This window comes from Streptomyces sp. NBC_00358 (genome assembly GCF_036099295.1).
GTDB lineage: Bacteria > Actinomycetota > Actinomycetes > Streptomycetales > Streptomycetaceae > Streptomyces.
The window spans coordinates 8760019-8784406 of sequence record NZ_CP107976.1; the positions used below are offsets into that span (position 1 = coordinate 8760019).

Annotated in this window: 27 protein-coding genes and 1 riboswitch; of the genes, 17 read left to right on the top strand and 10 right to left on the bottom strand. The window is 71.4% G+C overall.

Annotated elements, in window-relative coordinates; all coding sequences use genetic code 11:
- Window positions 1-103: 103 nt before the first annotated feature.
- The 5 genes from OHT01_RS37500 to OHT01_RS37520 all read left to right on the top strand — a co-directional run bounded on the left by OHT01_RS37500 (window position 104) and on the right by OHT01_RS37520 (window position 4089).
- A complete protein-coding gene (locus OHT01_RS37500; protein WP_328557568.1) occupies window positions 104-460 on the top strand; it encodes a hypothetical protein in 357 nt (118 codons plus the stop codon).
- A 138-nt stretch (window positions 461-598) separates the two neighbouring features.
- Complete coding sequence (locus OHT01_RS37505) at window positions 599-958, top strand: DUF6204 family protein (RefSeq protein ID WP_328557569.1); 360 nt, start codon at window positions 599-601, stop codon at window positions 956-958.
- Window positions 959-1018: 60 nt separating this feature from the next.
- On the top strand, window positions 1019-1477 hold the full coding sequence (locus OHT01_RS37510; protein WP_328557570.1) for a MarR family winged helix-turn-helix transcriptional regulator: 459 nt from the start codon (window positions 1019-1021) through the stop codon (window positions 1475-1477).
- A gap of 514 nt (window positions 1478-1991) precedes the next feature.
- Window positions 1992-2750: an IclR family transcriptional regulator gene (locus tag OHT01_RS37515; protein WP_328557571.1), complete on the top strand. Its 759-nt coding sequence runs from the start codon at window positions 1992-1994 to the stop codon at window positions 2748-2750.
- A 91-nt stretch (window positions 2751-2841) separates the two neighbouring features.
- A complete protein-coding gene (locus OHT01_RS37520; protein ID WP_328557572.1) occupies window positions 2842-4089 on the top strand; it encodes a PP2C family protein-serine/threonine phosphatase in 1248 nt (415 codons plus the stop codon).
- Between the two features lie 87 nt (window positions 4090-4176).
- On the opposite strand, the gene OHT01_RS37525 is transcribed toward OHT01_RS37520, so the two are convergent.
- Window positions 4177-4755 carry an expansin EXLX1 family cellulose-binding protein gene (locus tag OHT01_RS37525; RefSeq protein ID WP_328557573.1) on the bottom strand — a complete coding sequence of 193 codons (579 nt, stop codon included), beginning with the start codon at window positions 4753-4755 and terminating at the stop codon, window positions 4177-4179.
- Window positions 4756-4804: 49 nt separating this feature from the next.
- Between OHT01_RS37525 and OHT01_RS37530 the strand changes: the two genes are divergently transcribed.
- A complete protein-coding gene (locus tag OHT01_RS37530) occupies window positions 4805-4948 on the top strand; it encodes a hypothetical protein (RefSeq protein WP_328557574.1) in 144 nt (47 codons plus the stop codon).
- A 229-nt stretch (window positions 4949-5177) separates the two neighbouring features.
- Here the strand turns inward: OHT01_RS37530 and OHT01_RS37535 are convergent, their stop codons facing one another.
- Window positions 5178-5783 (bottom strand): DUF6817 domain-containing protein, encoded by a 606-nt coding sequence (locus OHT01_RS37535; RefSeq protein WP_328557575.1) that lies wholly within the window; start codon window positions 5781-5783, stop codon window positions 5178-5180.
- Window positions 5784-6092: 309 nt separating this feature from the next.
- Between OHT01_RS37535 and OHT01_RS37540 the strand changes: the two genes are divergently transcribed.
- Window positions 6093-6365: a hypothetical protein gene (locus OHT01_RS37540; protein WP_328557576.1), complete on the top strand. Its 273-nt coding sequence runs from the start codon at window positions 6093-6095 to the stop codon at window positions 6363-6365.
- A 55-nt stretch (window positions 6366-6420) separates the two neighbouring features.
- Here OHT01_RS37540 and OHT01_RS37545 read toward each other — a convergent pair whose 3' ends face one another.
- Window positions 6421-7212, bottom strand: coding sequence for a glutathione S-transferase C-terminal domain-containing protein (locus OHT01_RS37545; protein ID WP_328557577.1), 792 nt, complete (start codon window positions 7210-7212; stop codon window positions 6421-6423).
- 110 nt (window positions 7213-7322) lie between these two features.
- The gene (locus OHT01_RS40285) at window positions 7323-7388 is read right to left on the bottom strand and encodes a putative leader peptide (RefSeq protein WP_355773383.1); all 66 of its coding nucleotides are present in this window, start codon (window positions 7386-7388) and stop codon (window positions 7323-7325) included.
- Window positions 7389-7424: 36 nt separating this feature from the next.
- Window positions 7425-7569, bottom strand: a riboswitch (SAM riboswitch).
- A 156-nt stretch (window positions 7570-7725) separates the two neighbouring features.
- Between OHT01_RS40285 and OHT01_RS37550 the strand changes: the two genes are divergently transcribed.
- From OHT01_RS37550 to OHT01_RS37590, 10 genes are all read left to right on the top strand, one after another.
- Entirely contained in the window at window positions 7726-7860 is a 135-nt protein-coding gene (locus tag OHT01_RS37550) for a hypothetical protein (protein ID WP_328557578.1), read from the top strand.
- Between the two features lie 169 nt (window positions 7861-8029).
- Window positions 8030-9034 (top strand): amino acid ABC transporter permease, encoded by a 1005-nt coding sequence (locus OHT01_RS37555; RefSeq protein ID WP_328557579.1) that lies wholly within the window; start codon window positions 8030-8032, stop codon window positions 9032-9034.
- Window positions 9035-9177: 143 nt separating this feature from the next.
- Complete coding sequence (locus OHT01_RS37560) at window positions 9178-9942, top strand: amino acid ABC transporter ATP-binding protein (protein WP_328558401.1); 765 nt, start codon at window positions 9178-9180, stop codon at window positions 9940-9942.
- Between the two features lie 264 nt (window positions 9943-10206).
- On the top strand, window positions 10207-11232 hold the full coding sequence (locus tag OHT01_RS37565) for an ABC transporter substrate-binding protein (RefSeq protein ID WP_328557580.1): 1026 nt from the start codon (window positions 10207-10209) through the stop codon (window positions 11230-11232).
- Window positions 11233-11324: 92 nt separating this feature from the next.
- Complete coding sequence (locus tag OHT01_RS37570) at window positions 11325-12098, top strand: GNAT family N-acetyltransferase (RefSeq protein WP_328557581.1); 774 nt, start codon at window positions 11325-11327, stop codon at window positions 12096-12098.
- A 110-nt stretch (window positions 12099-12208) separates the two neighbouring features.
- Complete coding sequence (locus tag OHT01_RS40290) at window positions 12209-12325, top strand: putative leader peptide (RefSeq protein ID WP_405918083.1); 117 nt, start codon at window positions 12209-12211, stop codon at window positions 12323-12325.
- A gap of 73 nt (window positions 12326-12398) precedes the next feature.
- On the top strand, window positions 12399-13643 hold the full coding sequence (locus OHT01_RS37575; protein WP_328557582.1) for an LLM class flavin-dependent oxidoreductase: 1245 nt from the start codon (window positions 12399-12401) through the stop codon (window positions 13641-13643).
- 19 nt (window positions 13644-13662) lie between these two features.
- The gene (locus OHT01_RS37580; protein WP_328557583.1) at window positions 13663-15039 is read left to right on the top strand and encodes an NtaA/DmoA family FMN-dependent monooxygenase; all 1377 of its coding nucleotides are present in this window, start codon (window positions 13663-13665) and stop codon (window positions 15037-15039) included.
- Window positions 15036-16127, top strand: a complete 1092-nt coding sequence (locus OHT01_RS37585; RefSeq protein WP_328557584.1) for an LLM class flavin-dependent oxidoreductase — start codon at window positions 15036-15038, stop codon at window positions 16125-16127. Before OHT01_RS37580 ends, OHT01_RS37585 begins: the two co-directional genes overlap by 4 nt.
- A gap of 15 nt (window positions 16128-16142) precedes the next feature.
- Window positions 16143-17270 (top strand): MsnO8 family LLM class oxidoreductase, encoded by a 1128-nt coding sequence (locus OHT01_RS37590; protein ID WP_328557585.1) that lies wholly within the window; start codon window positions 16143-16145, stop codon window positions 17268-17270.
- An 82-nt stretch (window positions 17271-17352) separates the two neighbouring features.
- Here OHT01_RS37590 and metX read toward each other — a convergent pair whose 3' ends face one another.
- From metX to OHT01_RS37620, 6 genes are all read right to left on the bottom strand, one after another.
- Window positions 17353-18495: a homoserine O-acetyltransferase MetX gene (gene metX, locus OHT01_RS37595; protein ID WP_328557586.1), complete on the bottom strand. Its 1143-nt coding sequence runs from the start codon at window positions 18493-18495 to the stop codon at window positions 17353-17355.
- Between the two features lie 5 nt (window positions 18496-18500).
- Window positions 18501-19862: a bifunctional o-acetylhomoserine/o-acetylserine sulfhydrylase gene (locus OHT01_RS37600; RefSeq protein ID WP_328557587.1), complete on the bottom strand. Its 1362-nt coding sequence runs from the start codon at window positions 19860-19862 to the stop codon at window positions 18501-18503.
- A 439-nt stretch (window positions 19863-20301) separates the two neighbouring features.
- A complete protein-coding gene (gene ssuE, locus OHT01_RS37605; protein ID WP_328557588.1) occupies window positions 20302-20859 on the bottom strand; it encodes an NADPH-dependent FMN reductase in 558 nt (185 codons plus the stop codon).
- A gap of 258 nt (window positions 20860-21117) precedes the next feature.
- Window positions 21118-21891 (bottom strand): alpha/beta hydrolase, encoded by a 774-nt coding sequence (locus tag OHT01_RS37610; protein WP_328557589.1) that lies wholly within the window; start codon window positions 21889-21891, stop codon window positions 21118-21120.
- A gap of 1 nt (window position 21892) precedes the next feature.
- Window positions 21893-22927 carry an LLM class flavin-dependent oxidoreductase gene (locus OHT01_RS37615; RefSeq protein ID WP_328557590.1) on the bottom strand — a complete coding sequence of 345 codons (1035 nt, stop codon included), beginning with the start codon at window positions 22925-22927 and terminating at the stop codon, window positions 21893-21895.
- Window positions 22928-23044: 117 nt separating this feature from the next.
- Window positions 23045-24385: an NtaA/DmoA family FMN-dependent monooxygenase gene (locus tag OHT01_RS37620; RefSeq protein WP_328557591.1), complete on the bottom strand. Its 1341-nt coding sequence runs from the start codon at window positions 24383-24385 to the stop codon at window positions 23045-23047.
- Window positions 24386-24388: the final 3 nt, after the last annotated feature.

Below are 24388 nucleotides of genomic sequence, written 5' to 3' on the forward strand. Positions count from 1 at the left end.
AGCACGGCGCGGGCCTTGGAACGTACCGACAGCTTCGGCGCGAACTCCCGTGACACCGGCTCCCGTTGTGCACGTCGATCACAATTCGAGGGAGGTGAGTCCGATGACCACACGCATCAGCGTCCGGCGCCTGCTGGCCGGCGCGGCCGCGACGGGCCTGCTGGCCGGTGGGGCCGCGCTCGGCACGTCCGGTGTCGCAGCCGCATCCACGACGCCGACGCCCGCGCCTTCGGGGACGACCGCTGACCACCACGGTCACCACGACCGCTGCGAGTGGAAGAAGGGCCACTGGGAGAAGAACTGGGTGCCCGGACACTGGGTCAAGAAGTGGGTCCACCAGGACAACTGGCAGCACGGTCACCACCACCACGGCTGGGTGAACAAGTGGGTCTACGTTCCCGGCCACTGGGACCATGTCTGGGTCAAGGGCCACTGGGACTGCCGGCCGCACCATCACTGAGCGCTCCGGACGCGGAGTGAGGACCGGGCGCGGTCACCTCGCGCCCGGTCCGTCCTCGCCCGTTCCGTCGTCGGGCGCGGGCGGTGATCACCGACAACGCGGTGGAACCTCACCGATTTCGTTGGTTAGGCTCGCCCGATGACCACACGCACGTTCCGTATCACCGTTCGCGGTGTCTTCGACGGACTCAGCGCCGAGCAGCGCGCCGACCTCCTGGCCCACGCGCCGGACCACGATGTCCTGCGGGCGGCCTTCACCCCCGAGGGGCACCTCACCTACGACGTGGCCGCCCGCCCCGCCTTCACCTTCCGCTTCCTGGACTCGGGAGAGGCGGAGGAGGACATCCTGGAGGCCCTCGAACGGGCCGAAACCGCCGCGACAGCCTGGCTGACCGAGCGCGGCTACGGCTTCAAGAGACTCAAGTCCCAGGGTGAGGACCTCTCCCAGGCCCCCCTCGGCAAACGGCAGCGGCGGGCCATCGTCCAGAACACCCCCTGACCCTCGTACCCCGAGGGGCACGTATGCTCCGAATATGCTTGAGTAGTCAAGGAGGTATCAATGAGTATGGGGCTGGACGCGACACTGCGCCTGGTGAGGGCGCAGGCCACCCTGGTGAAGCGGTTCGACGCGAGCCTCGGCGGACTGCACGGGGTGAGCCTGGCCGACTTCACGCTGCTGCTGCGACTGTCCCAGGCCCCCGGCGACCGCATGCGCCGGGTGGATCTGGCCGAGTCGCTGGGGCTGACCGCATCCGGCGTCACCAGGGGTCTCGTACCCCTGGAGCGGATCGGACTGGTCAGGCGGGACGCGGAGGCCCGTGACGCGCGGGTCGCCTATGCGGCGCTCACGGAGACCGGCCGGGAACGGCTGGCGGAGATGCTCGTCACCGCCGAACAGGTCGCCGGGGAGATCTTCGCCGAGCCGGCGTGGAGCAAGGAGGAGGCGGCTCGGCTCGCCGCCCTCCTGGGTCGCCTCGGCGGCACCGGGTTCACGGGGCGCGGGCCCGGCGGTTCCTGAACGTCGAAAACACGGGGTTCGGGGTTCGCCCGGTGACGGCCGGGCGGTTCCCGAACCGCGGCGGAACCGGGTTCGGGGTTCGTCCGGTGCGGGCTCGGGGTTTTGCGAACCTCGGCGCCGCCGGTTCCGGGCGGGGTGCCCCGCGGGTTTCGAGGCGTGGGCGGGGTGGCCCGGTTGTCGGCCGCGAGCTGCCCTGCTCGCCGTCCATGACGAAGCCGGGCTGCCGGTCACGCCGTCCTCGGCGCCGTGGAAGCAGCAGCCGTGGAGACAGCGCGTGCCGCCCGTTTCAGGCGGGGTGTCCCGCGGGGCGGTCGCCCGGAACCGGCGTCCCGTGAATCGGTGCCGTCGCGAGCGGAACCGGTGTCGTCGCGAGCGCGGAACCGGTGCCGTCGTGAGAGCCCCGGTGGCCGGGAGTGAGCGGCCGCTCCGCATCCGTCACCAGATGACGGGGCCTCCGGGGCGCCGCCTCCCGTGACGCCTTGCCTGTCTCCTGACCTCGGCGCACGCTGGTGGCATGGGAGCTCGCGACGGGCCGACGCTCATCACCTCCGTTCAGCGGGCCTTCCGCCTGCTGGAGGCGGTGAGCGCGCACGAGAACGGCGCGCCCGCCAAACAACTGGCACGCGAGACGGAGCTGCCGCTGGCCACCGCGTACCACCTCCTGCGGACCCTCGTCCACGACGGATACATACGCAAACTTGACGACGGCGGGTTCATCCTGGGCGACAAGATGCAGACGCTGCGGACCCAGGGCCGCGGACAGACGCTCCTCAGCCGGGTCCGTCCCACGCTCGCCGCCCTGCGTGACGAACTCGCGAGCGCCGCGTACCTCACCTTCTACGAGGAGGGAGAGATCCGGGTCGCCGAGATCGTCGACGGTCCCCGGGCGCCGCGGGTCGACCTCTGGGTCGGATTCGAGGACGCGGGGCACGCCACCGCGCTGGGGAAGTCCGTCCTGCGGGCACTCGACGAGGAGTCCCGCAACGACTACCTCGCCCGGCACGCCCTCGCCGACCTCACGCCGAGGACCATCACCAGCCGCCCGGAACTGCTGCGGCGCCTGGCCTCGTCGCCCGTGGCCCCGGCCGTCACGGACCTGGAGGAGTACGCCCTCGGCACGGTCTGCGTCGCCGTACCCGTCTACAGCGGTGACACGCTCGGCTCGCTCGGTGTCTCGCTCCCCGCCGAACGGCTGCCCCGGCTGGAGGAAGTCCTGGCCCGGTTGATTCCGACCGCGAACCGGGTGACCAGGAGCCTGTCGCTCACTATCTGAAATCCCCGTGCTTGTGGCGGACGCTTCGAACGTCTTTCCTGTATTAATCGGACATTTCAGTGATGAACCCAGGTGAGGACTGCGGACGAACATGAGTCAGGCCCGAGAGCACGGTAGCGAGCGCTGGCCGAAACGGACGCTCAAGAACGGAGGCGAAGGTTCCGGGGTGGCGGCGGTCCGCAAGCGTGTCGCCCACCTCGCCTTCGGCACGCCGGTACTCCCTTTACTGGTCGTCGGCGCCATCGTGCTCGTCGATCTGGCGGGCGGCGCGGGAGTGATCTGGCTGCCGCTGCTCGCCGCCGGACCCGCGCTGGCGGCCACCACCAGCCGGCCGTTCGGGGTCTTCTGCGTCGGGTTCCTGGCCGCGGCGCTGAGCGCGATGCTCGGCACGCGGGACGGTGTCCCGGGCGGTGAGCTCGCGGCCGTCCTGTCCGCCCTGGCGGCCGTCACCCTGGCGAGCGCCCTGGCCAGCGCGCTGCGCTGGCGCCGGGAGCGGGTCCTCGCGGCCGTCCGCTCGGTCGCGGAGGCCGCCCAGCACGCCCTCCTCGCACCCATACCGTCGAGCGTCGGTCCGTTCCAGGTGGCCGTCCGCTACAGCGCCGCCGCGGCGGAGGCCCGGATCGGCGGGGATCTCTACGCGCTCGTGCCCACGCCGTACGGAGTCCGGATGATCATCGGTGACGTCCGCGGCAAGGGGTTGCCGGCGGTCGGCACGGCCGCGCTCGTGCTCGGTGTCTTCCGTGAGGCCGCGTACGACGAGCCCGACCTCCTGGCCGTCGTGGGCCGGATCGAACGGAGTCTGGCGCGCAACCTGGGATACGACGACTTCGTGACCGCCGTGGTCGCCGGATACCCGGAGCCGGGCCGACTGGAGGTCGTCAACTGCGGCCACGCGCCTCCGCTGCATGTTCGGGCCTCCGGCAGCGTCGCGTCGGTCGACCCGGTCAATCCCGCTCCGCCGCTCGGGCTGCGGGCCCTGACCGGGGAGAGCCCGAGCCTTCAGGTGCTGCCCCTCGCCGACGGCGATCAGCTCCTGCTGTACACCGACGGGGTCACCGAGGCCCGCGACCACGGCCGCGAGTTCTACGCCCTCGCCGAAGGGCTGGCACGGCATGTGTCCGACGAGCCGGCGTCCACCCTCGCCGCGCTCGACGCCGAGCTCCAGGCCCATGTGGGCGGCCGCCTGCACGACGACGCGGCGCTGCTCCTGCTTCGCAAGCCGACCGCGCCCGAACCGGTGTCCGCGGTCGTCGCGGGCGGTGGCTCCGTCACCGTTCCCTCCCCGCCCCGGCCCCCTGCGGCGGGCGCGGGCGTGGGCTGCTGCAGCGGCGCGGAGTAGCTCCTGGGGAGGGGGCCGCCCTCCCATCCGTCCTCGTCCGCATCCGCCCGGCCGCCGCGCCCGGCGGGGCAGGCCCTTGGGAGCGGGTCAGTGCCGGGCGAACTGGAGTCCGGTCCGTTGCACGGTGTCGGGTCGCAGCGCGATTCCGCCGGCGGTCAGGTGTTCACCGTAGATGTCGGTGATCCTGATCGCGCCGCCGCATCCTCCGCCGTCGTCGGCGAGGAAGTAGTTGTAGTCGGTACGGGGCAACGGCCGCCATCCGTCGGCGGTTCGAAGTTCGAGTCGCGCCACCGGATTCCGGTGGCCGATCACCTGGAGCGCGCACCACCAGCGGCTGGACCCGGTCTTGTACCGGACCGCGACCGTGCCGGAGACGGCGGGACTCAGCAGCTTCCAGGTGATCGGGATCCGGCCCGCCGAAAGGCTCGCGAGCCGGGCGAAAGCCTGTGTGCTGAGGTCGAGCTGCCCGGCGGCGCAGCCCGCCGGGCATTCGTTGGTGATCCGGACGGTGACGGTGGCGCCGTTCGCCGCGCGGACCAGGACGTACGCTCCGCACGCCTTGGACGTCTCGTAGTCCGTGTGGTTCATCGCCGCGGTCATGAGGTCGTCGGTCGGGCCGAAGGAGCAGGCGCCGTCGCCGTTCCCGGCGTCGTAGCTGGTGGCCACGCCCCGATAGCCCACCCCGGGGCGGATCCGTCCCGCCAGTGATGCCGTCGTGGCGGCGGTCCTGGAGGCGGGTGATGCCGACGGCCGCGCCGGCGCGGTGGTCGTAGCGGCCGTCGTGGCCGGGGAAGCCGTCGAACCCGGCGACCGTGTCTCCGCCGGTGACAACGATCCGGCCGGATCACCGGGGCCGTGAGTCGTGGCCCCCGGCGAACCGGCGGCCGTCGAAGCTGAGGCCGCGGCCCGCTCCGAACCGGTCTGGTGACCGGGGCGGAACGCCACGACCAGACTGACGAGTGCACCCGCAGCGATCAGTGCCACCGGGGTGCCGATCAACAGCCTGAGCCGGTGCCTGCGGCGCCGGGCCGTCTGCCTCGTTTCCTTCATGCGCATCCGTTCGGAGGATCGAGCCGATGGTGTGACCCTCAGTGGTCGCGGGAGGCGAAAAGGTTGCCGCCCGATTCCGGGCCCGCGCCGGACCCGGGAGGATTCACTCGAGGCGCGCCGCCGTGGGCATCGGGCTGACGGCGGGCCAGGATCTTCCGGGTGTCTTCCCAGGCGCGGTCGCTCAGGAGCGGCCGCAGCCGGGTGAGCAGCCGGAGCAGACCGTCTCCCGATTTTGCCCGGAAGGCCGGGCTGATGCCGGCGAGGTCCAGTTCGTTCGCTGCGGTGAGTTCGGCGAAGTCCCGTCGCTGACGCGGGTCGGGAGAGAAGGTGTGCCCGGTGAACCTGTCCCGGAACACCCCGCTGTCGCTCGTGAGGCCGCGGTAGGAGGCCGTCCTGTCGCAGCCGGCGTAGAGGTACACGAGCTCCTCCGCGCCTGCTCCGATGCGCCGGACCAGCTCGGCTCGGGACTCCAGCGGCAGCAACGGCGTCGCGAATCCGTCGGTTCCGTAGAAGGCGTGGCACAACCCGGCGAGTTGGAGATCATGCCGAGCGCCCCATCCCTTCAGCAGCAGGCCGACCCGTTGGACATGCTCCAGCAGGGTTCCTCCGGGATGCTCGATCTCCGCCGCGCCCAGCGTGCGCATGAACGCGACGGCATCGCCCGCGGCGCCGTCCGGCGCCCGACCGTGTTCGGTATGCGCTGATGCTGTGTCCTCCACCGAAAGCTCCCTTCGGGATGACCGGTCGACACCCGTCCGGCGACCGGGCGACGGTCCGGACCGTCGCCCGCTCGCCGGACGGGTTGCCACCTTGGTACGGAAAGAGATCGTGGTCCGCGACAAGACCCCGGTCAATCCTCCGATTTGCTTGCAATGACCCAAGCGATACCTGTCGTCTGAACCGTGGGCGGTGCTGGGCGTGCGCCGGTTTCGGGAATGCGACAGAGTGTGGTCATGGGGCGCCTGTGGATGACGTGGTCGATCGAAGGAGTCGGATCGGCCGGCCAGAACGTCGCCGACGTGGAAGCGGCCTGCCGCGCTCTGGTCGGCTCCGTCGAGCGGTCCCGGCGCGCCTTCGACGTGCCCGAACCGTGGGAGCGGCTCCGTGAGGCGGCGCAGATGCTCCAGGACCAGATCCTGGGCTCGGGGCGCGAGATCCTCGATCAGGGCCGGGAGTGGACCTCGACCCTGAAGGGCGTGAGCATCCTCCTGATCCCGCGCGACTGAACGGCCCGGACGCCGGGTCCGGCGTCCGGTTCTCCGTTCGGTCCGCCGCGGGGCGTCAGGCGCCGGCCGCCAGGGGGACGGCCTCGTTCCCGGCCGGGAAGGCGGGGTGGTCGCCGAGGCGGCGTAGGTAGTCGCGGAGCCGGGGATGCGGGCCGAGGGCGTCGGACGGCTCCAGGCCGGTGAGCGCCACCCATACGTCCACGTCCGCCGCCGTCAGGCTGCCGCCCAACACGTAGGGCCGCGAGGCGAGTTGGCAGTCCAGCAACTCCAGGGCCGCCGAGCGGTCCGAGGGCGGGGCGGTCGGGGTGACATCGCGGTCCAACAGGTCGCGCAGGGCCTCGATGTCCGCGGTGAGGGCCGGCGGACACAGTGGGGAAGGGTGGCCCGTGGTGTGGCCCGAGAGCAGACCGGCGAGATCGCGCAGGATGTCGGGTGTGTGGTTGCTGACGATGCGTCCGCTCCAGCGGTCGCACAGTGCGGGCGCCGTCAGAGGTCCGTCGTAGTGGTGCTCGGTGGCCTCGTAGGCGCGCCGAAGCGAGGCGAAGGAGCCGGATGTCCCGGAGGAGTGCGACAGGATCGTGGTGGCGACGGAGTCCTTCAGGCCGAGCAGGTCGAGGGTGATCTCGATGCGCAGCGAGAGGGGACAACTCTCCGACAGATACAGCTCGTAGCGATGCGGTGCCGGGTAGAAGCCGCCGGCCAGACCTACGCCGATACGGCTGTGGACGCGATGGGGGAGCGCGGACGGGGTCGGCGCCACCTTCAGGCGGCGGTCCGGGGGGAACGAGATCTGGTCACAGGGGCGCGAGTTGGCTGTACCGGAAGTCCGCGAAGCTGTCTCGGGCATGACTCTCCCTTGGGGAACGAGGAAGCCACCGCCGCCTTGTGGGCATCAGCGGCCGATTGCGGATTGACTGCGCTGGTCGCACCGGTCCGGATCAACGGACCGGCTACGGATCAGTAGGCGCTGGAGACACGCAGCAGATCGATGTGCAGGCGCCTCGTCAAGCCGCTCTTGGGCATTCCCACCGGTCCCGACTCCAGGGCTCGCGAGACGCGAGACCACGCTTGTCCCGCCGCACCGGCGGGACCCGGTCGTCACCCGGGGCACCCCGTCGCGGTGGAAGGGTTGCCTGTCAGCGAGCCGGGGCCGATGACCACAGGAGCGGGCGAACCCGCGCCGTGGGCGCTGACAATCGTGACCGTCCAGACCAGTCTCGGTGCGCGCTGAGGCGTCGTCAAGAAGGCCGGACGCGCGGTCTCACCTGGTGGTCACCCGCATTGACATTCTTTTCGGGGCAGGCCTAACGTGCGGCCCACAACGAGATGCCTCAGGGCCGGAGAAACGATGGTGACGGCGATGTACGCAGCTGACGGGACGGCCGCATGGCGGCGCCTCGGCCGCGACGTGCTGTGCGCCGACCGCTCCGTCGACCTGCTGCGTGTCAGCAGCGCACTGTGTACGGGCACCTGTCGCCCCCTCTGCCAGGGCTGACGGTTCTTCTTCCGAATCTCTGACGGCCACCGCCGCCGCGGTGCGTCCCCTCTCCGTCCAGCCCCCGTTCCACGTGCACCCGTGCGTCGATTCGCGCCGAGCCGTTCCGGCTCCGCGTCCCGCTGCCGTCCGCCGTGGTCCGGGGTGTCCGCATCCGCTGGAGCTCTCCATGAGTCAATCTCCCGGCACCGCTGTGTCCTCCGGATCAGCGCCGCCCGCCGAGGCGATCCCCCGTCCCGACGTCCCCGCCACGCCGAAGCCCCTGTCGGCCCAGCGGGTCCTTCCGCTCCGGCGCCCCGGCCGCTGGGTCATCACGGCCGTCGTGCTCGTGCTGGTCGCCCAGATCACCCACGGCCTGGTGACCAACCCCTTCTACCAGTGGGACCGCTTCCAGTACTGGTTCCTGCGCCCGACGATCCTCGACGGGCTGCTCATCACTCTTGAAGTCGCCCTGTACAGCGCCCTGTTGGGACTGCTGGGCGGCATCCTGCTGGCGCTGGCCCGGCTCTCCCAGAGCCCCGTGCTCCGTGCGGTGAGCTGGCTCTACACCTGGTTGTTCCGGTCCGTCCCGCTCATCGTGGTCCTGCTGTTCCTCTACAACTTCAGCGCCCTGTACCGGACGTTGAGCGTGGGCGTTCCGTTCGGGCCGGCCTTCTTCACCTTCGACGAGTCCCACCTCGCCACCGACATGGCCGTCGCCGTCATCGGACTCAGCCTCAACGAAGCGGCGTACGCCTCGGAAGTGGTGCGCGGCGGCATCCTCTCGGTCGACCAGGGCCAGCACGAGGCGGCCTCCGCCCTCGGCCTGCCGAAGCGGTACCAGTTCGCGAAGATCGTCTTCCCGCAGGCGCTGCGCTCCATCACCCCCAACTACGTGAACCAGTTGATCGGCCTCATCAAGGGCACCTCACTGGTCTTCTACGTCTCGCTGCTGGACCTGTTCGGCACCGTGCAGAGCATGGGCAGCACCTATCCCGGCGACATCGTGCCGCTGCTCCTCGTCGCCACCGCCTGGTATCTGATCCTCACGAGCGTCGTGTCCGTCATCCAGTTCTACGTCGAGCGGTACTACTCGCGGGGCGCGCTGCGCACCCTGCCGCCGACCCCGTTGCAGAAGGTACGGAACGGTCTGCGCGATGTGCGGGCCCGGGTCCGGAGGGAGACGGCGATATGACCGGCGAAGCACGTCAGACGACGGTGAAGACCAGGACGCATCCGCAGGAGCAGGAGCAGGAGCAGGAGCAGAGGCAGTCGCAGTCGCATGAGCGGACGGGGCAGGGGACTGCTCCGGCGGCCGAGGCCGTCGGAGCGCTCGGGATCGAGCCGGCCGCGGTCGAGGTGCACGACGTGCACAAGTGGTACGGCGCCCACCAGGTCCTGGACGGCGTGGAGTTGACCGTCCGGCCCGGGGAGGTGACGGTCATCCTCGGACCTTCCGGGTCCGGCAAGTCCACTCTCCTGCGGGTGATCAACCACCTGGAGAAGCCCGAGGCCGGCCATGTCAGCCTGAACGGCGAGCTCATCGGCGTACGCAGGCACGGCGAGCGCCTGAAGGAACTGAGCGAGCGCGTCATCCTGGGCCAGCGCAGCCGCATCGGGTTCGTCTTCCAGAACTTCAACCTCTTCCCGCACCTGACCGTGCTGGACAACGTGGCCGCGGCTCCGGTGGCGACCGGCAAACTGTCCAGGCCCGAGGCCCGGCAACTGGCGCGCGATCTGCTCGCCCGTGTGGGGCTGGCGGACAAGTCCGGTGCCTATCCGCGTCAGTTGTCGGGCGGACAGCAGCAGCGGGTGGCCATCGCCCGCGCCCTCGCCCTGCGGCCGGGGGTCATCCTCTTCGACGAGCCGACCTCCGCGCTCGACCCCGAACTCGTGGGCGAGGTGCTCGCCGTCATCAAGGATCTGGCCAGGAGCGGCACCACCCTCGTCATCGTCACCCACGAGATCGGCTTCGCCCGCGAGATCGCCGACCGGGTCGTCTTCATGGACGCCGGCCGCATCGTCGAACAGGGTCCGCCCGCACAGGTCTTGGACCATCCACAGCAGGACCGGACCAGGGACTTCCTGAGCAAGGTCCTCTGACCCGCGCGCCGACGGCGAACAGCGAGGCCTCGCCCGCCACCGATCTCAGCCCCGGATCTCAGCCCCCGATCCCGACCACCGACCTCGGCCCGCGGCCGACGTACGCGTTCGGCGACCCGAAGCGCAGCGAAGACCGGAGACCCGAGAGCCGAGAGCGGAGCCGGGAATCCGCCATCCGCCGTACGCCGACGCGCACATCCACCGATTTCGCGGCCCGCCGGGACCGCGCCCCCACACCACCGCACACATCCGACAAGGACAGCCATGCGCACGCTCCCCCTGAACAGCAGAATTCTTCGCGGCGTCACCGCCACCGCGGCGGTCGCCTCCCTCGCCGCCGGGCTCGCCGCGTGCGGCGGCGACAGCGACGCCGCCACCCGGAGCGAGGGTGTCTCGGCCGGATCGGTCACCGTCGGCGCGCTCTCCAACGGCGCTGCCAAGGAGACCGAGTTGAAGGTGTCCGAGGTGAAGTCGATCAGCGCCGAGCTGCCCGCGTCCGTCGCCAAGAGCGGCACGTTGCGGATCGGCGTCGGCGCCCTTCCCGCCGGATTCGCGCCCCTGGCGTATGTGGGCGGCGACCAGAAGACGCTCACCGGCGCCGAACCCGACCTGGGCCGGCTGGTGGCCGCGGTGCTCGGACTGAAGCCGGAGGTGAAGAACTCGACCTGGGAGAACCTGTTCGTCGGCATCGACAGCGGCAAGGTCGACGTCGCCTTCTCCAACGTCACCGACACCGAGGAGCGCAAGAAGAAGTACGAGTTCGCCTCCTACCGGCAGGACAACCTCGGCTTCGAGGTGCGCAAGAACAGCACCTGGAACTTCGACGACGACTACCGGAACCTGGCCGGCAAGACCGTCGCGGTGAGCGCCGGCACCAACCAGGAGAAGATCCTCCTGGAGTGGAAGGCGAAGCTCGCCAAGGAGGGCAAGAAGCTCAACCTCAAGTACTACCAGGACAGCAACGCCACAGCCCTGGCGCTGTCCAGCGGGAAGATCGACGTCTCCTTCGGCCCCAACCCCGGCATCGCGTACCACATCACCCAGACCGCCAGGACGCCCAACCCCACGCGCAACGCGGGCAAGTTCTCCGGCGCGGGCGCGACGCTCCAGGGTCTGATCGCGGCCACCGCGAAGAAGGACAGCGGGCTCGCCAAGCCGCTCGCCGACGCGATCAACCACCTCATCAAGGACGGCCAGTACGCCAAGTGGCTGGCCGCCTGGAACCTTTCCAACGAAGCCGTCGACACCTCCCGGGTCAACCCGCCCGGCCTGCCGCTCGACAACTCCTGAACCTGCGCCCGCCTCAAGGGAGTCCGCCGCACGGTGGCGGACTCCCGGGGGCGCGTCCGGCCGCGTTCCAGATACGGAGAACCCGCACCGCCATGGCCACCAGCGTCCACCCCGCCATCGTCCCGAATCCTGTCGCACCGCACATCCTCGACAACGCGGCGTGGTCCGCGCTGACCGGACCGCACGCCCACCTCGCCGAGCGCGTCGGCCGGGCCGCCCGCTATCCCACGGACGTGTCCCCGTTCGCCGCCCTCGACGACCCCGCAGACCCCCGCTCGTGGGACGACCTGGCCGCACTCGTCGGTCCGGGCGCGATCACCCCGGTCACCGCGGTCCAGGCCGTTCCCGAGGGCTGGACGATCGAACAGAGCGGCGACGGCGTCCAGTTGGTCGCCACCGCACTGCACTCCGAGCCCGCCCCCGAAGCCGTACGACTCGGCCCCGCCGACGTGCCCGAGATCCTCGACCTGATCGCCCTCACCCGGCCGGGCCCCTTCCTGCCCCGTACCGTCGAACTCGGCACGTACCTGGGCATCCGGGAGGGCGGTCGTCTGATCGCCCTGGCCGGCGAACGCCTGCGCCCACCGGGCTGGACCGAGATCAGCGCGGTGTGCACCCATCCCGGCCACCGCGGCCGAGGGCTCGCCACACGCCTGGTCCGCGCGGTCGCGGCGGGTATCAGGCAACGTGGCGACACCCCGTTCCTGCACGCCGCCGCCGACAACACGAACGCGATCCGGCTCTACGAGTCGATCGGGTTCACCCTGCGCCGACGGACGCGGTTCGTGCTGGTCCGCACGCCAGGCGGCGAGCAGGCCCCGCACGACGGGCAAGAAGTAGCCGGGCAACCGGAAGAAAGGGCATAGCCGTGCGGTTGTGCCTGTCGACGACCGTGGGGTGCCCCGCCGGGTCCCCGCGAGGGCCGGGCGGACCGGGAACCCCGGAGCACCGGGCCGAAGGGACGGAGGTGGGGTACATGCGCCGCGTGTCCCACCGGAGCGTTCCGAGGCCCATCGCGCCCCGCCGCCTGCACCTGCACGGTCGGCCGCACATCGATCTGCTGCGGGTCGCCGGCGCGCTCTGTCGCCCCTGACCCGTTCCCACGCAGCCGCGCCCCGTTCGCCGTGGGCGGGCTTCCCCGTACGGTCGATCAGGAAGGCACCTCCGTGTCCTCGTCACCCACACCCCTGCACCTCGCCGTCGCACTGGACGGCGCGGGCTGGCACCCGGCCGCCTGGCGCGAGCCCGCGGCCCGCCCCGGCGACCTGCTGACCGCCGCCTACTGGGCCGGCCTGGTCACCGAGGCCGAGCGCGGTCTTCTCGACTTCGTGACCATCGAGGACGGCCTCGGCCTCCAGTCCTCCTCGCTGTACGGACCGGACGGCCGCACCGACCAGGTCCGCGGCCGCCTGGACGCGGTCCTCATCGCCTCACGGATCGCGCCGCTGACCCACCACATAGGCGTCGTCCCGACCGTAGTGGCCACACACACCGAGCCGTTCCATGTATCCAAGGCGATCGCCACTCTCGACTATGTGAGTTCCGGCCGTGCGGGCCTGCGTGTGCAGGTCAGCGCACGCCAGAGCGAGGCCGCTCACTTCGGACGCCGTACGATCCCGCCCTTCCGGTTCGAGGACTACGACACCCCCGCCGTGCGGGAGCTGGTGACCGACCTCTTCGACGAGGCGGCCGACCACGTCGAGGCCGTGCGCAGGCTCTGGGACAGCTGGGAGGACGACGCCGAGATCCGCGACGTCAGCACCGGCCGCTTCATCGACCGCGACAAGCTGCACTACATCGATTTCGAGGGCAGCCACTTCAGCGTCAAGGGCCCCTCCATCACTCCTCGTCCGCCGCAGGGTCAGCCGGTCGTCACGGCGCTGGCCCACGCGACGATCCCGTACCGGCTGGTGGCCAGGTCCGCCGACGTCGGCTACGTCACGCCGCACGACGCCGACCAGGCCCGCGCCATCGTCCGGGAGATCCGCGCCGAGCAGGACGCCGCCGGCCGGGCCGGGGACACCGTGCACGTCTTCGGCGACCTGGTGGTCTTCCTGGACGACGACCCGGGCGCCGCGGAGGCCCGCCGGGAGCGGCTGGACGAGCGGGCGGGCGAGCCGTACACCAGCGACGCGCGCGTCTTCGCCGGGACACCGGCCCAGCTCGCCGACCTGCTCCAGGAACTGTCCGCCGCGGGGCTCTCGGGCTTCCGGCTGCGGCCCGCCGTCGTGGGACACGACCTTCCCGCCATCACCCGCGGTCTCGTGCCCGAACTCCAGCGCCGCAACGTCTTCCGGAACGCCTACGAGGCCGACACCCTGCGCGGGCTGCTCGGGCTCGGCCGCCCCGCGAACCGCTACGCCCCCGAGCTCTCCGAGCAGGGGGCTCCCACAGCCGCCACGACCGCCTGAGCCGGAAGGACCCCCGACCATGAGCAAGCCGCTCAAGCAGATCCACCTCGCGGCGCACTTCCCCGGCGTCAACAACACCACCGTGTGGAGCGACCCCGACGCCGGCAGCCACATCGAGTTCAGCTCGTTCGCGCACTTCGCGCGGACCGCCGAGCGCGCCAAGTTCGACTTCCTGTTCCTCGCCGAAGGTCTGCGCCTGCGTGAACAGGGCGGCAAGATCTATGACTTGGACGTCGTGGGACGCCCCGACACGTTCGCCGTCCTGGCCGCGCTCGCCGCCGTCACCGAACACCTCGGCCTGACCGGCACCATCAACTCCACCTTCAACGAGCCCTACGAGGTGGCCCGTCAGTTCGCCAGCCTCGACCACCTCTCCGACGGCCGGGCGGCCTGGAACGTCGTCACCTCCTGGGACGCCTTCACCGGCGAGAACTTCCGCCGCGGCGGCTTCCTGCCCCAGGAGGAGCGCTACTCCCGGGCCAAGGAGTTCCTGACCACGGCGAACGAACTCTTCGACTCCTGGCACGGCGACGAGATCGTCGCCGACCAGGAGACCGGCACCTTCCTCAGCGACGCCAAGGCCGGAGCCTTCGTCCACCAGGGACAGCACTTCGACATCGAAGGCCAGTTCAACGTCCCGCGCTCGCCGCAGGGCCGTCCGGTGATCTTCCAGGCAGGAGACTCCGAGGAGGGCCGGGAGTTCGCCGCGTCGAGCGCCGATGCGATCTTCAGCCGCTACTCCACCCTCAACGAGGGCCAGGCCTTCTACACGGACGTCAAGGGACGCCTCGCCCGGTACGGCCGACGCCCCGACCAGCTCCTGATCCTGCCCGCCGCGACCTTCGTGCTCGGCGACACCGATGCCGAGGCCGAGGAGCACGCCCGCGAAGTGCGGCGCGCCCAGGTCAGCGGCGCCACCGCCATCAAGCACCTGGAGTTCGTCTGGAACCGTGACCTTTCCTCGTACGACCCGGACGGCCCCCTGCCCGACATCGACCCGGACCTCGGCGAACACACCATCGCCCGCGGCCGCGCCCAGGTCCGGATGTACCGCGACCCGCTGGCCACCGCCCGCGAGTGGCGCGAGCGGGCGGCCGCCAACAGCTGGTCCATCCGCGACCTCGTCATCGAGACCGGGAGCCGGCAGGCCTTCGTCGGCAGTCCGGCCACGGTCGCCGACACCATCAACGACTTCGTCCAGGCGGACGCCTCCGACGGATTCATCCTCGTCCCGCACATCACGCCGGGCGGTCTGGACTCCTTCGCGGACACCGTCGTCCCCCTCCTCCAGGAGCGTGGCGTCTACCGCACCGAGTACGAGGGCAGCACCCTGCGCGATCACCTCGGCCTGGCCCACCCGGACTCCGAGGCGCCGGCCGACCGGGCCGCGTCATGAAGTTCCTGGCGATCACCCTGATCGTGCACGCCCCCCATCCGGTCACCGGGATCCAGAAGCCGACGAACGACCGCTTCCGCGAAGTGATCGACAACGCTCTGCTCGCCGAGGAGTTGGGATTCGACGGTTTCGGGGTGGGGGAGCGGCACGAGCGTCCGTTCATCTCGTCCTCGCCGCCGGTGGTCCTCAGCCACATCGCCGCGCTCACCTCAAGGATCCGGCTGTTCACCGCGGTCACCACGCTCAGCCTCCTCGACCCGGTGCGCGCCTACGAGGACTACGCGACGCTGGACCATCTGTCCGGCGGGCGCCTGGAGTTGATCGTCGGGAAGGGCAACGGCTCCGCGCAGCGCGAGCTGTTCCAGGTCACCAGCGAGGACCAGTGGGACCGCAACGCCGAGAGCTACGAGGTGTTCCGCCGGATATGGCGGCAGGACAAGGTGACCGCGACGACCCGCTTCCGCCCGGAACTCAAGGACGCCGAGGTGTGGCCCCGACCACTCCAGCAGCCTGTCCGGGTCTGGCACGGCAGCGCCACCAGCAAGGAGTCGGTCGACCTGGCCGCCCGCTACGGCGACCCGCTGTTCTCCGCCAACGTCACCAACCCCATAGAGCCGTACGCCGAGTTGATCCGCCACTACCGCGAACGCTGGGAGCACTACGGCCATGATCCCGCCGGTATCGCGGTCGGCGCCGGGACGGCGGGCTTCTACGCGGCGCGGACCTCGCAGGAGGCACTCGCCGTCTACCGGCCCGTGTTCGAGGGAAACCTCGCGTTCCAGAAGCGCCTGGGCCTGGAGCCGGTGTTCCCGACCCTGGAGGACTACGTCGAGCGCAGCTCGGCACTGATCGGCAGCCCCCAGCAGATCATCGACAAGGTGCACCGCTACCACGAGCAGTTCGGGCACAGCGTGCTGCATCTGCACGCCGACGCCGGAGGACTGACGGACAGTCAGCATCGGGACTCGCTGGAGCTGTTCCAGTCCGCCGTGGCCCCCGTGCTGCGCCGCGAGATCCCCGACCCGCCGTTCCCCTGGACACCGGTTCTCTCACCGCCCGTGCCCGAACCCGTGCCCGCCGACCACTGAGGAGCCCTGACCCGCATGTCCGACATCCCCCTCGGCGTCCTCGACCTGGTCCCGATCTCGTCCGGCTCCACGGCCACGCAGGCGCTGCACAACTCCATCGACCTGGCCCGCAGGGCCGAGGAACTCGGTTACGCCCGCTACTGGTTCGCCGAACACCACCTCAATCCGGGCGTCGCCGGCACCTCGCCCGCGGTCGTCCTCGCCCTGACGGCGTCCGCGACCTCGACGATCCGGCTCGGTTCCGGCGCCGTACAACTGGGCCACCGAACCGCCCTGTCCACGGTCGAGGAGTTCGGCCTGATCGACGCTCTGCATCCCGGCCGCCTCGACCTCGGCCTCGGCCGTTCCGGCGGCCGGCCTCCGGGCGGCCCCGTCACGCCACTGCCGACCGCGACGCCCGTCGTCGACGGTCGCACGCCGGGCGGCCTGCGCATTCCGGCCCGTTTCTCGTTCGAGCATCTGCTCGGCTCACCGCGAGTCGCCCTTCAGCGCACCCTCCTTCAGCAGCCGAACGCCCAGTCGCAGGACTACGGCGAGCAGATCGACGACGTCCTCGCGCTGCTCGGCGGCACCTACCGGTCGGCGGACGGGGTCGAGGCGCACGCGGTGCCCGGCGAGGGCGCGGACGTGGAGGTCTGGATCCTGGGCAGCAGCGGCGGTCAGAGCGCCGAGGTCGCGGGCCGCAACGGGCTCCGGTTCGCGGCGAACTACCACGTCAGCCCTGCCACCGTGCTGGAGGCGGCGGAGGGCTACCGGGCCGCGTTCCAGCCGTCCGACGTCCTCGACAAGCCGTACGTCAGCGTGTCCGCGGACGTCGTGGTGGCCGAGGACGACGACACCGCCCGCGAACTCGCCACCGGATACGGCCTCTGGGTCCGCAGCATCCGCAACGCCGAGGGAGCCATCCAGTTCCCCACCCCGGACGAGGCGCGTGCCCACGTCTGGACCGACGCGGACCGCGCGCTGGTCCAGGACCGCCTCGACACCCAGTTCGTCGGCTCCCCGGGCCGGGTGGCCGACGAACTGGCGCGGCTCCAGGAGGCCACGGGCGCCGACGAGTTGCTGATCACCACGATCACCCACGACCACGCCGACCGGGTGCGGTCGTACGAACTGCTCGCCGAGGAGTGGCGGGAGCGGTGAGCGGCCACGGGACGGCCGCCCCGAGGACACCGGTTCGGCGCCACCCGGGACGCCGGACTGCCGGGGCGGCGGCCCGGCGGCCCTAACGGAGCAACTCACCGACCAGAGTCGCGACTTGGTTCGTCTCGATGAGGAAGCCGTCGTGTCCGTAAGGGGACTCGACCACCCGGAGACGGTCCGCGGTGGGGATGCCCGCGGCCAACTCGGCCTGCTGGGAGAGCGGATAGAGGCGGTCGGAGTCGACACCGGCGACGAGCGTCCGCGCCGTCACCCTGCCCAGGGCCGAGCGCGTGCCGCCCCGGCCGCGGCCGACGTCATGACTGTTCATGGCCTGCGACAGCGTCACATAGCTGCCGGCGTCGAAACGCCGCACCAGCTTGGCCGCGTGGTGGTCGAGGTAGGACTCCACCTGATGGCGGCCGCCGTCCCACGGGTCCTCCGTGCCCTGGGGAGAGCGGCCGAAGCGGACCGCCAGCTCGGGCTCGCTGCGATACGTGACGTGGGCAAGGCGGCGGGCCAGCCCCAGTCCCTCGTGCGGTCCGTGACCGGGGGCCGCGTCGTGGTAGTCGCCGCCCCGCCAGTTCGGGTCGCTCCGGATCGCCCGGGTCTGGATGGAGGCCCAGGCGATCTGCTCCGCGCTCGCCGCCGCCGCGGTGGCCAGCAGCAGGAGCGCCCGCGTGCGATCCGGATACGACACGGCCCACTCCAGAGCGCGCATGCCCCCCATGGAACCGCCGATCACCAGGGCCCATCGCCCGATGCCCAGCGCGTCGGCCAGACCGGCCTCCGCCGCGACCTGATCGCGCTGGGTCAGGAACGGGAAGGCGCTGCCCCAGGGCCGTCCGTCCGGGCGGCCTGAGGACGGGCCGGTGCTGCCCTGGCAGCCGCCGAGCACGTTCGGCGCCACGACGAACCATCGGTCCGGGTCCAGGGCGAGGCCGGGCCCGACCAGACCGTCCCACCAGCCGGGCGTCGGGTGACCGGGCCCGGCCGCACCGGCGACATGGCTGTCACCGGTGAGCGCGTGCAGCACCAGCACGGCGTTGGAGCCGTCCGGTGACAGCCGCCCCCAGGTCTCGAACGCCAGCCGCGCACCGGGCAGTTCACCGCCCGCCTCCAGAGGGAGTGCCTTGTCCTGGAGATGCCACTGTCGGCGTCCCCGCGGGTCCCCTTCCCGCCAACCCCCGGAGGCAGGCGGGAAGGGGACCGCCGACGGTGTGAGCACCGTGTTCAGGACGCGCCCTTCGCCGCGCGGAAACCGGCCTCCAGGTCCGCCTTCAGATCGGCGAGGTTCTCGATGCCCACCGACAGCCGCACCAGACCGGGCGAGGTACCGGTGGCAGTCAACTGCGCCTCGTCGAGCTGGCTGTGGGTCGTCGACGCCGGGTGGATGATCAGGCTGCGTACGTCCCCGATGTTGGCGAGATGGCTGAACAGTTCGACCGCGTCCACGAACCGTTTTCCGGCCTCGACGCCGTCCCTCAGCTCGAATGCCAGGACCGCTCCGGCACCGCGCGGAAGATAGCGCTGCCCCGCCGCGTACCACCGGTTGGACCTGAGGCCCGGGTAGTGGACCGCCGCGACCTCGTCCCGCTGTTCCAGCCACTCGGCCAGGGCCTGGGCGTTGGCGGAGTGCCGCTCGATGCGCAGACTGAGCGTCTCCACCCCCTGGAGAAGCAGGAAGGCGGAGTGCGGCGACAGGGCGGGGCCGAGGTCCCGCAGCAACTGCACCCGCAGTTTGACCGCGAAGGCCCCCGGGCCGAGCGCCGGCCAGTACCGGAGGCCGTGGTAACTCGGGTCCGGCTCGGTGAAGCCGGGGAAACGTTCGGCGTGCGCGCCGAAGTCGAAGCTGCCGCCGTCGACCACGACACCGGCGATGGTGGTGCCGTGACCGCCCAGGAACTTGGTCGCCGAGTGGACGACGATGTCGGCGCCGTGCTCGATGGGCCGCAGCAGATACGGGGTCGGCACGGTGTTGTCGACGATCAGTGGCACGCCCGAAGCGTGCGCGACGTCGGCGACCGCCCTTACGTCGAGCACGTTGCCGCGCGGATTGCCGAGCGTCTCCGCGAACAGGGCCTTGGTGTTCGGCCGGATCGCCGCACGCCAGGATTCGACGTCGTCCGGGTCGTCGACGAACGACACCTCGATGCCGAACCGGGGAAGCGTGTGGCGGAAGAGGTTGTACGTGCCGCCGTACAGGGACGTGCTGGAGACGATGTGGTCCCCGGCGGACGCCAGCGTCAGGATGGCGAGCGTCTCCGCGGCCTGACCGGAGGCGAGCGCCACCGCGGCGACTCCGCCCTCCAGCGCCGCGATGCGCTGCTCGAACACGTCCTGGGTGGGGTTGTGGATGCGGGTGTAGATGTTGCCCGGCTCGGCCAGCGAGAACAGGTCCGCCGCGTGCTGGGTGTCGCGGAAGACGAACGAGGTGGTCTGGTAGATCGGTACCGCCCGCGCCCCGGTCGTCGGGTCGGGCACGGCGCCGGCGTGGATCTGCTTGGTCTCGAACGACCAGGCCGAGGTGTCGGGGCCGATGGGCTCGTCCTCGGGGGTGTGCCCCGCGGTGACGGAGTCGATGGGCTGGCTCATGGTTCTCCCTTGTGCGGTGTGCGGTCTGTGGAGACACACGGGATCCGTGCTGCGCGCTGGTTCCGGGATCGGCGAGCACACCGCGGGGCCGCGAACCGCGCCCGGACGCGGGCAGCGGTCGGCGCGAAGCGCGGTGGAGAGGAGAAGAAGGAGGAGACAGATGTCCGATGCCGGAGCGCGGGGGTCAGCTCACGGTGCGACAACCCGTGGTCGTGACACGCACGTAGTCGACGTGGCGGCGGGTCACGAGCACGGTCATGGAGCCAGGTAACCACAGATGGTCACGGCGCACCAGCATGAACGCCGCGCCCCGGGGTTGACGCACAGCTCGGCCCCCGGACGGCCCCCTTGGGCACAGCGCGATCGCCCGACTCGTCCCGGACCGAGCCCTGTTGGTGACCGGCACACCGTCCTGCGCGGACACGCGACGGGCCGTGCTTCAGCCGGTGGAGGCGAGGGCGGTCGTACGGCCTCCCAGCGCGGCCGAGAAGTGGTCCGTGACCTGCTCCAGGGCCTGGGCGGCGGCGGGCGCGATCACCGGGGTCCCGTCCTCGCCCGCGGTGACGTCCTTGTCGAGAGTGAACCAGCCGGGCACGATGTGCGACGCGCCCATGGAACTCAGCACGGGACGCAACGCGTAGTCGATGGCGAGCACATGCGCGTTGCTGCCGCCCGTGGCCAGCGGCAGTACTGTCTTGCCGGCCAGCGCGTACTGCGGGAGCAGGTCGAGGAGCGACTTCAGCAGGCCGGAGTAGGCCGCCTTGTACACGGGGGTGCCGATCACGACCCCGTCCGCCCGCTCGAACAGGGCCGTGGCCTCGACGATCGCCGGATGCCGGAAGTCGGCGCCGAGCAGTGCGTGGGCGGGAAGGGTGCGTACCTCCAGCGGGATCACCTCATGGCCCTGGAGGCGGAGCCGCTCGTCCAGGTGACGCAGGAGACGGGTGGTGCGGGAGGTGGGGGAGGGGCTTCCGGAGACGGACACGATCGTGGCCATGGCGGACCTTCCGGGTCGGGATGTGGTGTGTCTGACGGGGGTGCGCGGCGAGGTGCCGCGCGAAGTGGGTGCGCGGGGCGCGGTGGTGCCGGCTCGTCGGCCGCTCACCTGGCTGTGGTGGCGGCACGGGGGCTCTTGGCACACGGGACGCTCGGGGGCGGGTTGCAGACGCGGGCTCGGTGCGCGGGCCGTACGGACGGTGGTTCGCGGTCGGCCGGACGGAGTCGGCCGTCCGGCCGGGGCTCGTCCGACGGGCCGTCACCAGTCGCTCGAACGGACCGTGATCAGCGGGCGCAGTCCGTCGCGCAGCGTTTCGAGGAAGGTGACGACCTCGGCCGCCACGGATCGGTGCTGGAGGTCGTTGAGGACGTCGTGGTGGGCGCCGCGCACGACCGAAAGGCGAGCCAGAGGAAGTGACTTGGCCAGCCGGGCGAGCGCCTCGTGGTCGGCGAGCGGATCCGCGTCGCCGGCGAGCAGCAGGGTGGGCAGGGGTGTCTCACCGTCGTGGGCCGCCCCGAGCACGGAGTCCGGTACGGCGTCGTTCAGCGACCCGCGTCGTACCCGGGGGTCCTCGGTGAGGTTGCCCCGGTGGGCCGGGCAGGAGGTGCGGACGTCGAGCTCCTCGTCCCAGGTGCCGACGGCGCCGGTCCCGGCGGACGGGCCGGGGAGGCCGGCGAGGACGAGGGCGTCCGGCTGCCCGGCGGCCGGAGACTCCGCCCGGCCGAGGAGCGCGGCGAGCGCGGCCGCCCCCGCATCGGCCCCGACGAGGACGAGCGGGCGCACCACACCGTCCTCGGACGCGGTGCCCTCGGCCGCCTTCGCGAGCCGGTCGGCCAGATCGGCCAGGGACACGTCCGGGTCCCCGGCGTCGAGGGCCGGCGCGTCGAGCACCCGGACGCGGTAGGCGTCGGCGGCGAGCCGGGCGCCGAAGCGCGCGTAGGTCGCCCGGGTCTCGCCCCGGCCGGGGACCACGAGGATCGTGCCGCGGACACGGAGGCCCGAGGGCCCGTGATGGTCGGTGTACTGGGTCATCTCATACTCCTGCGGATGCGGGCTCGGCCGTGTGCGCGGGCTTCCAGCCCAGCGCGGGTGCCACCTCGGTCGCGATGAGTTCGAGGGCACGGACGGCGGCGTCGTGGTCGGGGACGGCGGGGTTGAACTGGGCGATCAGGTCGGTCGCGACGGGCAGGACCTTCTCCTGCCGCAAGGCTTCGACGATCTCGTCGGGATGGCCGTAGAACGAGTGGAAGCGGCGCAGCGCCTCCTCCGGGCCGAGGCCCTTGGGGAACGCGCCGCTCTCCGCCATGCGCAGCGCCGCCCGGTGCACGTCGTCGCCGATCGCGCGCAGCGCCGTGCGCCTGTCCTTGGCCGGGAAGATGAAGCGGGACAGGCCGATGCGCGGGCGGTGCGGCTGGTCCCAGGCGGCGAGGAAGGCGTCGGCCCAGGGGCGCTGCACCTCGTCGGTGGGGGCGTCGAATCCGTAGGCGGCCCGGTTGAGCAGCAGGTTCGAGCCGCGGCTCGCGGCGTACTCGGCTCCCCGCGCGCTGAACACGCCCTGCCAGACGCGGCGGCCGAAGTCGCCGGGGCGGGGCTGGATACGGAAGTCGGGTGTGCCCACGTCGTCATGGGCCAGGGCACGGCGCAGGACGTCGAGGTTCTCGCTGGTCAACTCACGCTTGCGGTCGGCGTCCTTGCCGAACGCGGCGTACTCCACGCCGCTCGATCCGCTGCCCACGCCGATCTCGACGCGGCCGCCGCTGAGGGTGTCGACGGTGGCGATGTCCTCGGCGAGGCGGACCGGGTCCTCCAGGGGGAGGACCGTGACGGCGGTGCCCAGCCGGATCCGGGTGGTCCGCGCCGCCGCGTGGGCGAGGAAGGTCCAGGGCGAGGACAGCCCGCCGCCCCCGAGGGACACGTGGTGCTGGGCGACCCAGCCGACGTCGAAGCCGAGCTCGTCGGCCACGGCGAACAGTTCCTGTGCGTTGCGGTAGGTGCGGGCGATGTCCTGGTCGCGTCCCTGGACATGGGTGAGGAAGCCGAGCCGGAAGCGTGGTCGCTCGCTGGTCATGGGGTGCCGGCCTTTCGGTATCGGGCCGCCGCGCCGGCCGGTCCGGGGAGTGAGCCGGCCGGTGCGCGGAGCCGCGGGGCGAGGATGTGCCCGACCGGGTCGGCCGGGACGAGGACCTCAGTCGTCGACGAGCTGGGGCTCGCGGGCGTTGCGGTTGGCCGGGACGGGCAGGCCGAGGTTGCCGCGCAGGGTGTCGGCCGCGTACTCGGTGCGGAACAGGCCGCGCTTCTGGAGGATCGGGACGACACCGTCGACGAAGAAGTTCAGTTCGTCCTCGGTACGGAAGGCCAGGTTGATGCCGTCGAAGGTGCCGGCGTCGAACCACTTCTCGATGGTGTCGGCCACGGTCCCCGGCGCTCCGACGAAGGGCGAGTTGCGGAACTGGTTTACGGAATCGGCGACTTGACGGAGCGTCAGTCCCTCCGTGCGGGCCCGTTCGATCAGGGCCGCGGCGCCGGTGCGCCCGCCCTTCTCGGCGAGGTGCGCCACGTCGGGGAACGGCGCGTCCAGGTCGTGGACGCTGAAGTCGTAGGCGCCGAAGGAGCGGCCGAGCAGGGCGAGGTTGCGGTCGAAGTCGTTGTCCTCCTCGAAGATCTCCCGCTCGCGGCGCCGGGCCGCCTCGTCGGTGGCGGCGACGACCGGACCGCCGTGGATGAAGATCTTGATGTGCTCGGGGTCGCGGCCGTAGGAGGCGGTGCGCTTCTTGATGTCCGTGTAGTACTCCTGCGCCTGTTGCAGGGTCCCGCCCGGCGCGTAGATGCCCTCGGCGACCTGGGCGGCCAGGTCGCGGCCCTCCTCGGACACCCCGGCCTGGAAGATCACGGGCTGGCCCTGCGGGGAGCGGGAGAGGTTCAGCGGTCCCGCCACCTTGAAGTGCTCGCCGTCGTGGTCGAGCGCGTGCAGCCTGGCCGGGTCGAGGAAGACGCCCCGGTCCACGTCGGCCGGGAAGGCGTCGTCCTCGTAGGAGTCCCACAGGCCCCGGGCGACCTGGACGAACTCCAGGGCGCGGCCGTACCGGGCGGTGTAGTCGAGGTGCTCGTCGAGGCCGAAGTTCCGGGAGGTGCCGGTGTCGAAGCTGGTGACGACGTTCCAGCCGGCCCGCCCGCCGCTGATGTGGTCCAGGGAGGCGAACCGGCGGGCCAGGTTGAACGGCGAGTTGTACGTCGAACTCGCCGTGCCGACCAGGCCGATGTGCTTGGTGTGGGTGGCGACCGCGGACAACAGGGTCAGCGGTTCGAGGCGGTTGAGGTAGTGCGCCGGGTAGGTGGCGTTGATGAACTGGCTGTCGACGATGAACAGCGCGTCGAAGAGGGCGTGTTCGGCCGCCTTCGCCAGCCGGATGTAGTAGTCGATGTCGATGCTCGCGTTCTTGGCCACACGCGGGTCCTTCCACAGACCGTGCTGGCCGGGACCGCCGACGCCGTAGGGGTGCAGGGCGAGATGGATCGTGCGGGACATGGC

Coding starts and splice junctions, on each gene's coding strand:
- OHT01_RS37500 (WP_328557568.1), top strand. CDS start 104: ATGACCACACGCATCAGCGTCCGGCGCCTGCTGGCCGGCGCGGCCGCG.
- OHT01_RS37505 (WP_328557569.1), top strand. CDS start 599: ATGACCACACGCACGTTCCGTATCACCGTTCGCGGTGTCTTCGACGGA.
- OHT01_RS37510 (WP_328557570.1), top strand. CDS start 1,019: ATGAGTATGGGGCTGGACGCGACACTGCGCCTGGTGAGGGCGCAGGCC.
- OHT01_RS37515 (WP_328557571.1), top strand. CDS start 1,992: ATGGGAGCTCGCGACGGGCCGACGCTCATCACCTCCGTTCAGCGGGCC.
- OHT01_RS37520 (WP_328557572.1), top strand. CDS start 2,842: ATGAGTCAGGCCCGAGAGCACGGTAGCGAGCGCTGGCCGAAACGGACG.
- OHT01_RS37535 (WP_328557575.1), bottom strand. CDS start 5,783: ATGCGCACGCTGGGCGCGGCGGAGATCGAGCATCCCGGAGGAACCCTG.
- OHT01_RS37540 (WP_328557576.1), top strand. CDS start 6,093: ATGGGGCGCCTGTGGATGACGTGGTCGATCGAAGGAGTCGGATCGGCC.
- OHT01_RS37545 (WP_328557577.1), bottom strand. CDS start 7,212: ATGCCCGAGACAGCTTCGCGGACTTCCGGTACAGCCAACTCGCGCCCC.
- OHT01_RS37550 (WP_328557578.1), top strand. CDS start 7,726: ATGTACGCAGCTGACGGGACGGCCGCATGGCGGCGCCTCGGCCGCGAC.
- OHT01_RS37555 (WP_328557579.1), top strand. CDS start 8,030: ATGAGTCAATCTCCCGGCACCGCTGTGTCCTCCGGATCAGCGCCGCCC.
- OHT01_RS37565 (WP_328557580.1), top strand. CDS start 10,207: ATGCGCACGCTCCCCCTGAACAGCAGAATTCTTCGCGGCGTCACCGCC.
- OHT01_RS37570 (WP_328557581.1), top strand. CDS start 11,325: ATGGCCACCAGCGTCCACCCCGCCATCGTCCCGAATCCTGTCGCACCG.
- OHT01_RS40290 (WP_405918083.1), top strand. CDS start 12,209: ATGCGCCGCGTGTCCCACCGGAGCGTTCCGAGGCCCATCGCGCCCCGC.
- OHT01_RS37580 (WP_328557583.1), top strand. CDS start 13,663: ATGAGCAAGCCGCTCAAGCAGATCCACCTCGCGGCGCACTTCCCCGGC.
- OHT01_RS37585 (WP_328557584.1), top strand. CDS start 15,036: ATGAAGTTCCTGGCGATCACCCTGATCGTGCACGCCCCCCATCCGGTC.
- OHT01_RS37590 (WP_328557585.1), top strand. CDS start 16,143: ATGTCCGACATCCCCCTCGGCGTCCTCGACCTGGTCCCGATCTCGTCC.
- OHT01_RS37600 (WP_328557587.1), bottom strand. CDS start 19,862: ATGAGCCAGCCCATCGACTCCGTCACCGCGGGGCACACCCCCGAGGAC.
- ssuE (WP_328557588.1), bottom strand. CDS start 20,859: ATGGCCACGATCGTGTCCGTCTCCGGAAGCCCCTCCCCCACCTCCCGC.
- OHT01_RS37610 (WP_328557589.1), bottom strand. CDS start 21,891: ATGACCCAGTACACCGACCATCACGGGCCCTCGGGCCTCCGTGTCCGC.
- OHT01_RS37615 (WP_328557590.1), bottom strand. CDS start 22,927: ATGACCAGCGAGCGACCACGCTTCCGGCTCGGCTTCCTCACCCATGTC.
- OHT01_RS37620 (WP_328557591.1), bottom strand. CDS start 24,385: ATGTCCCGCACGATCCATCTCGCCCTGCACCCCTACGGCGTCGGCGGT.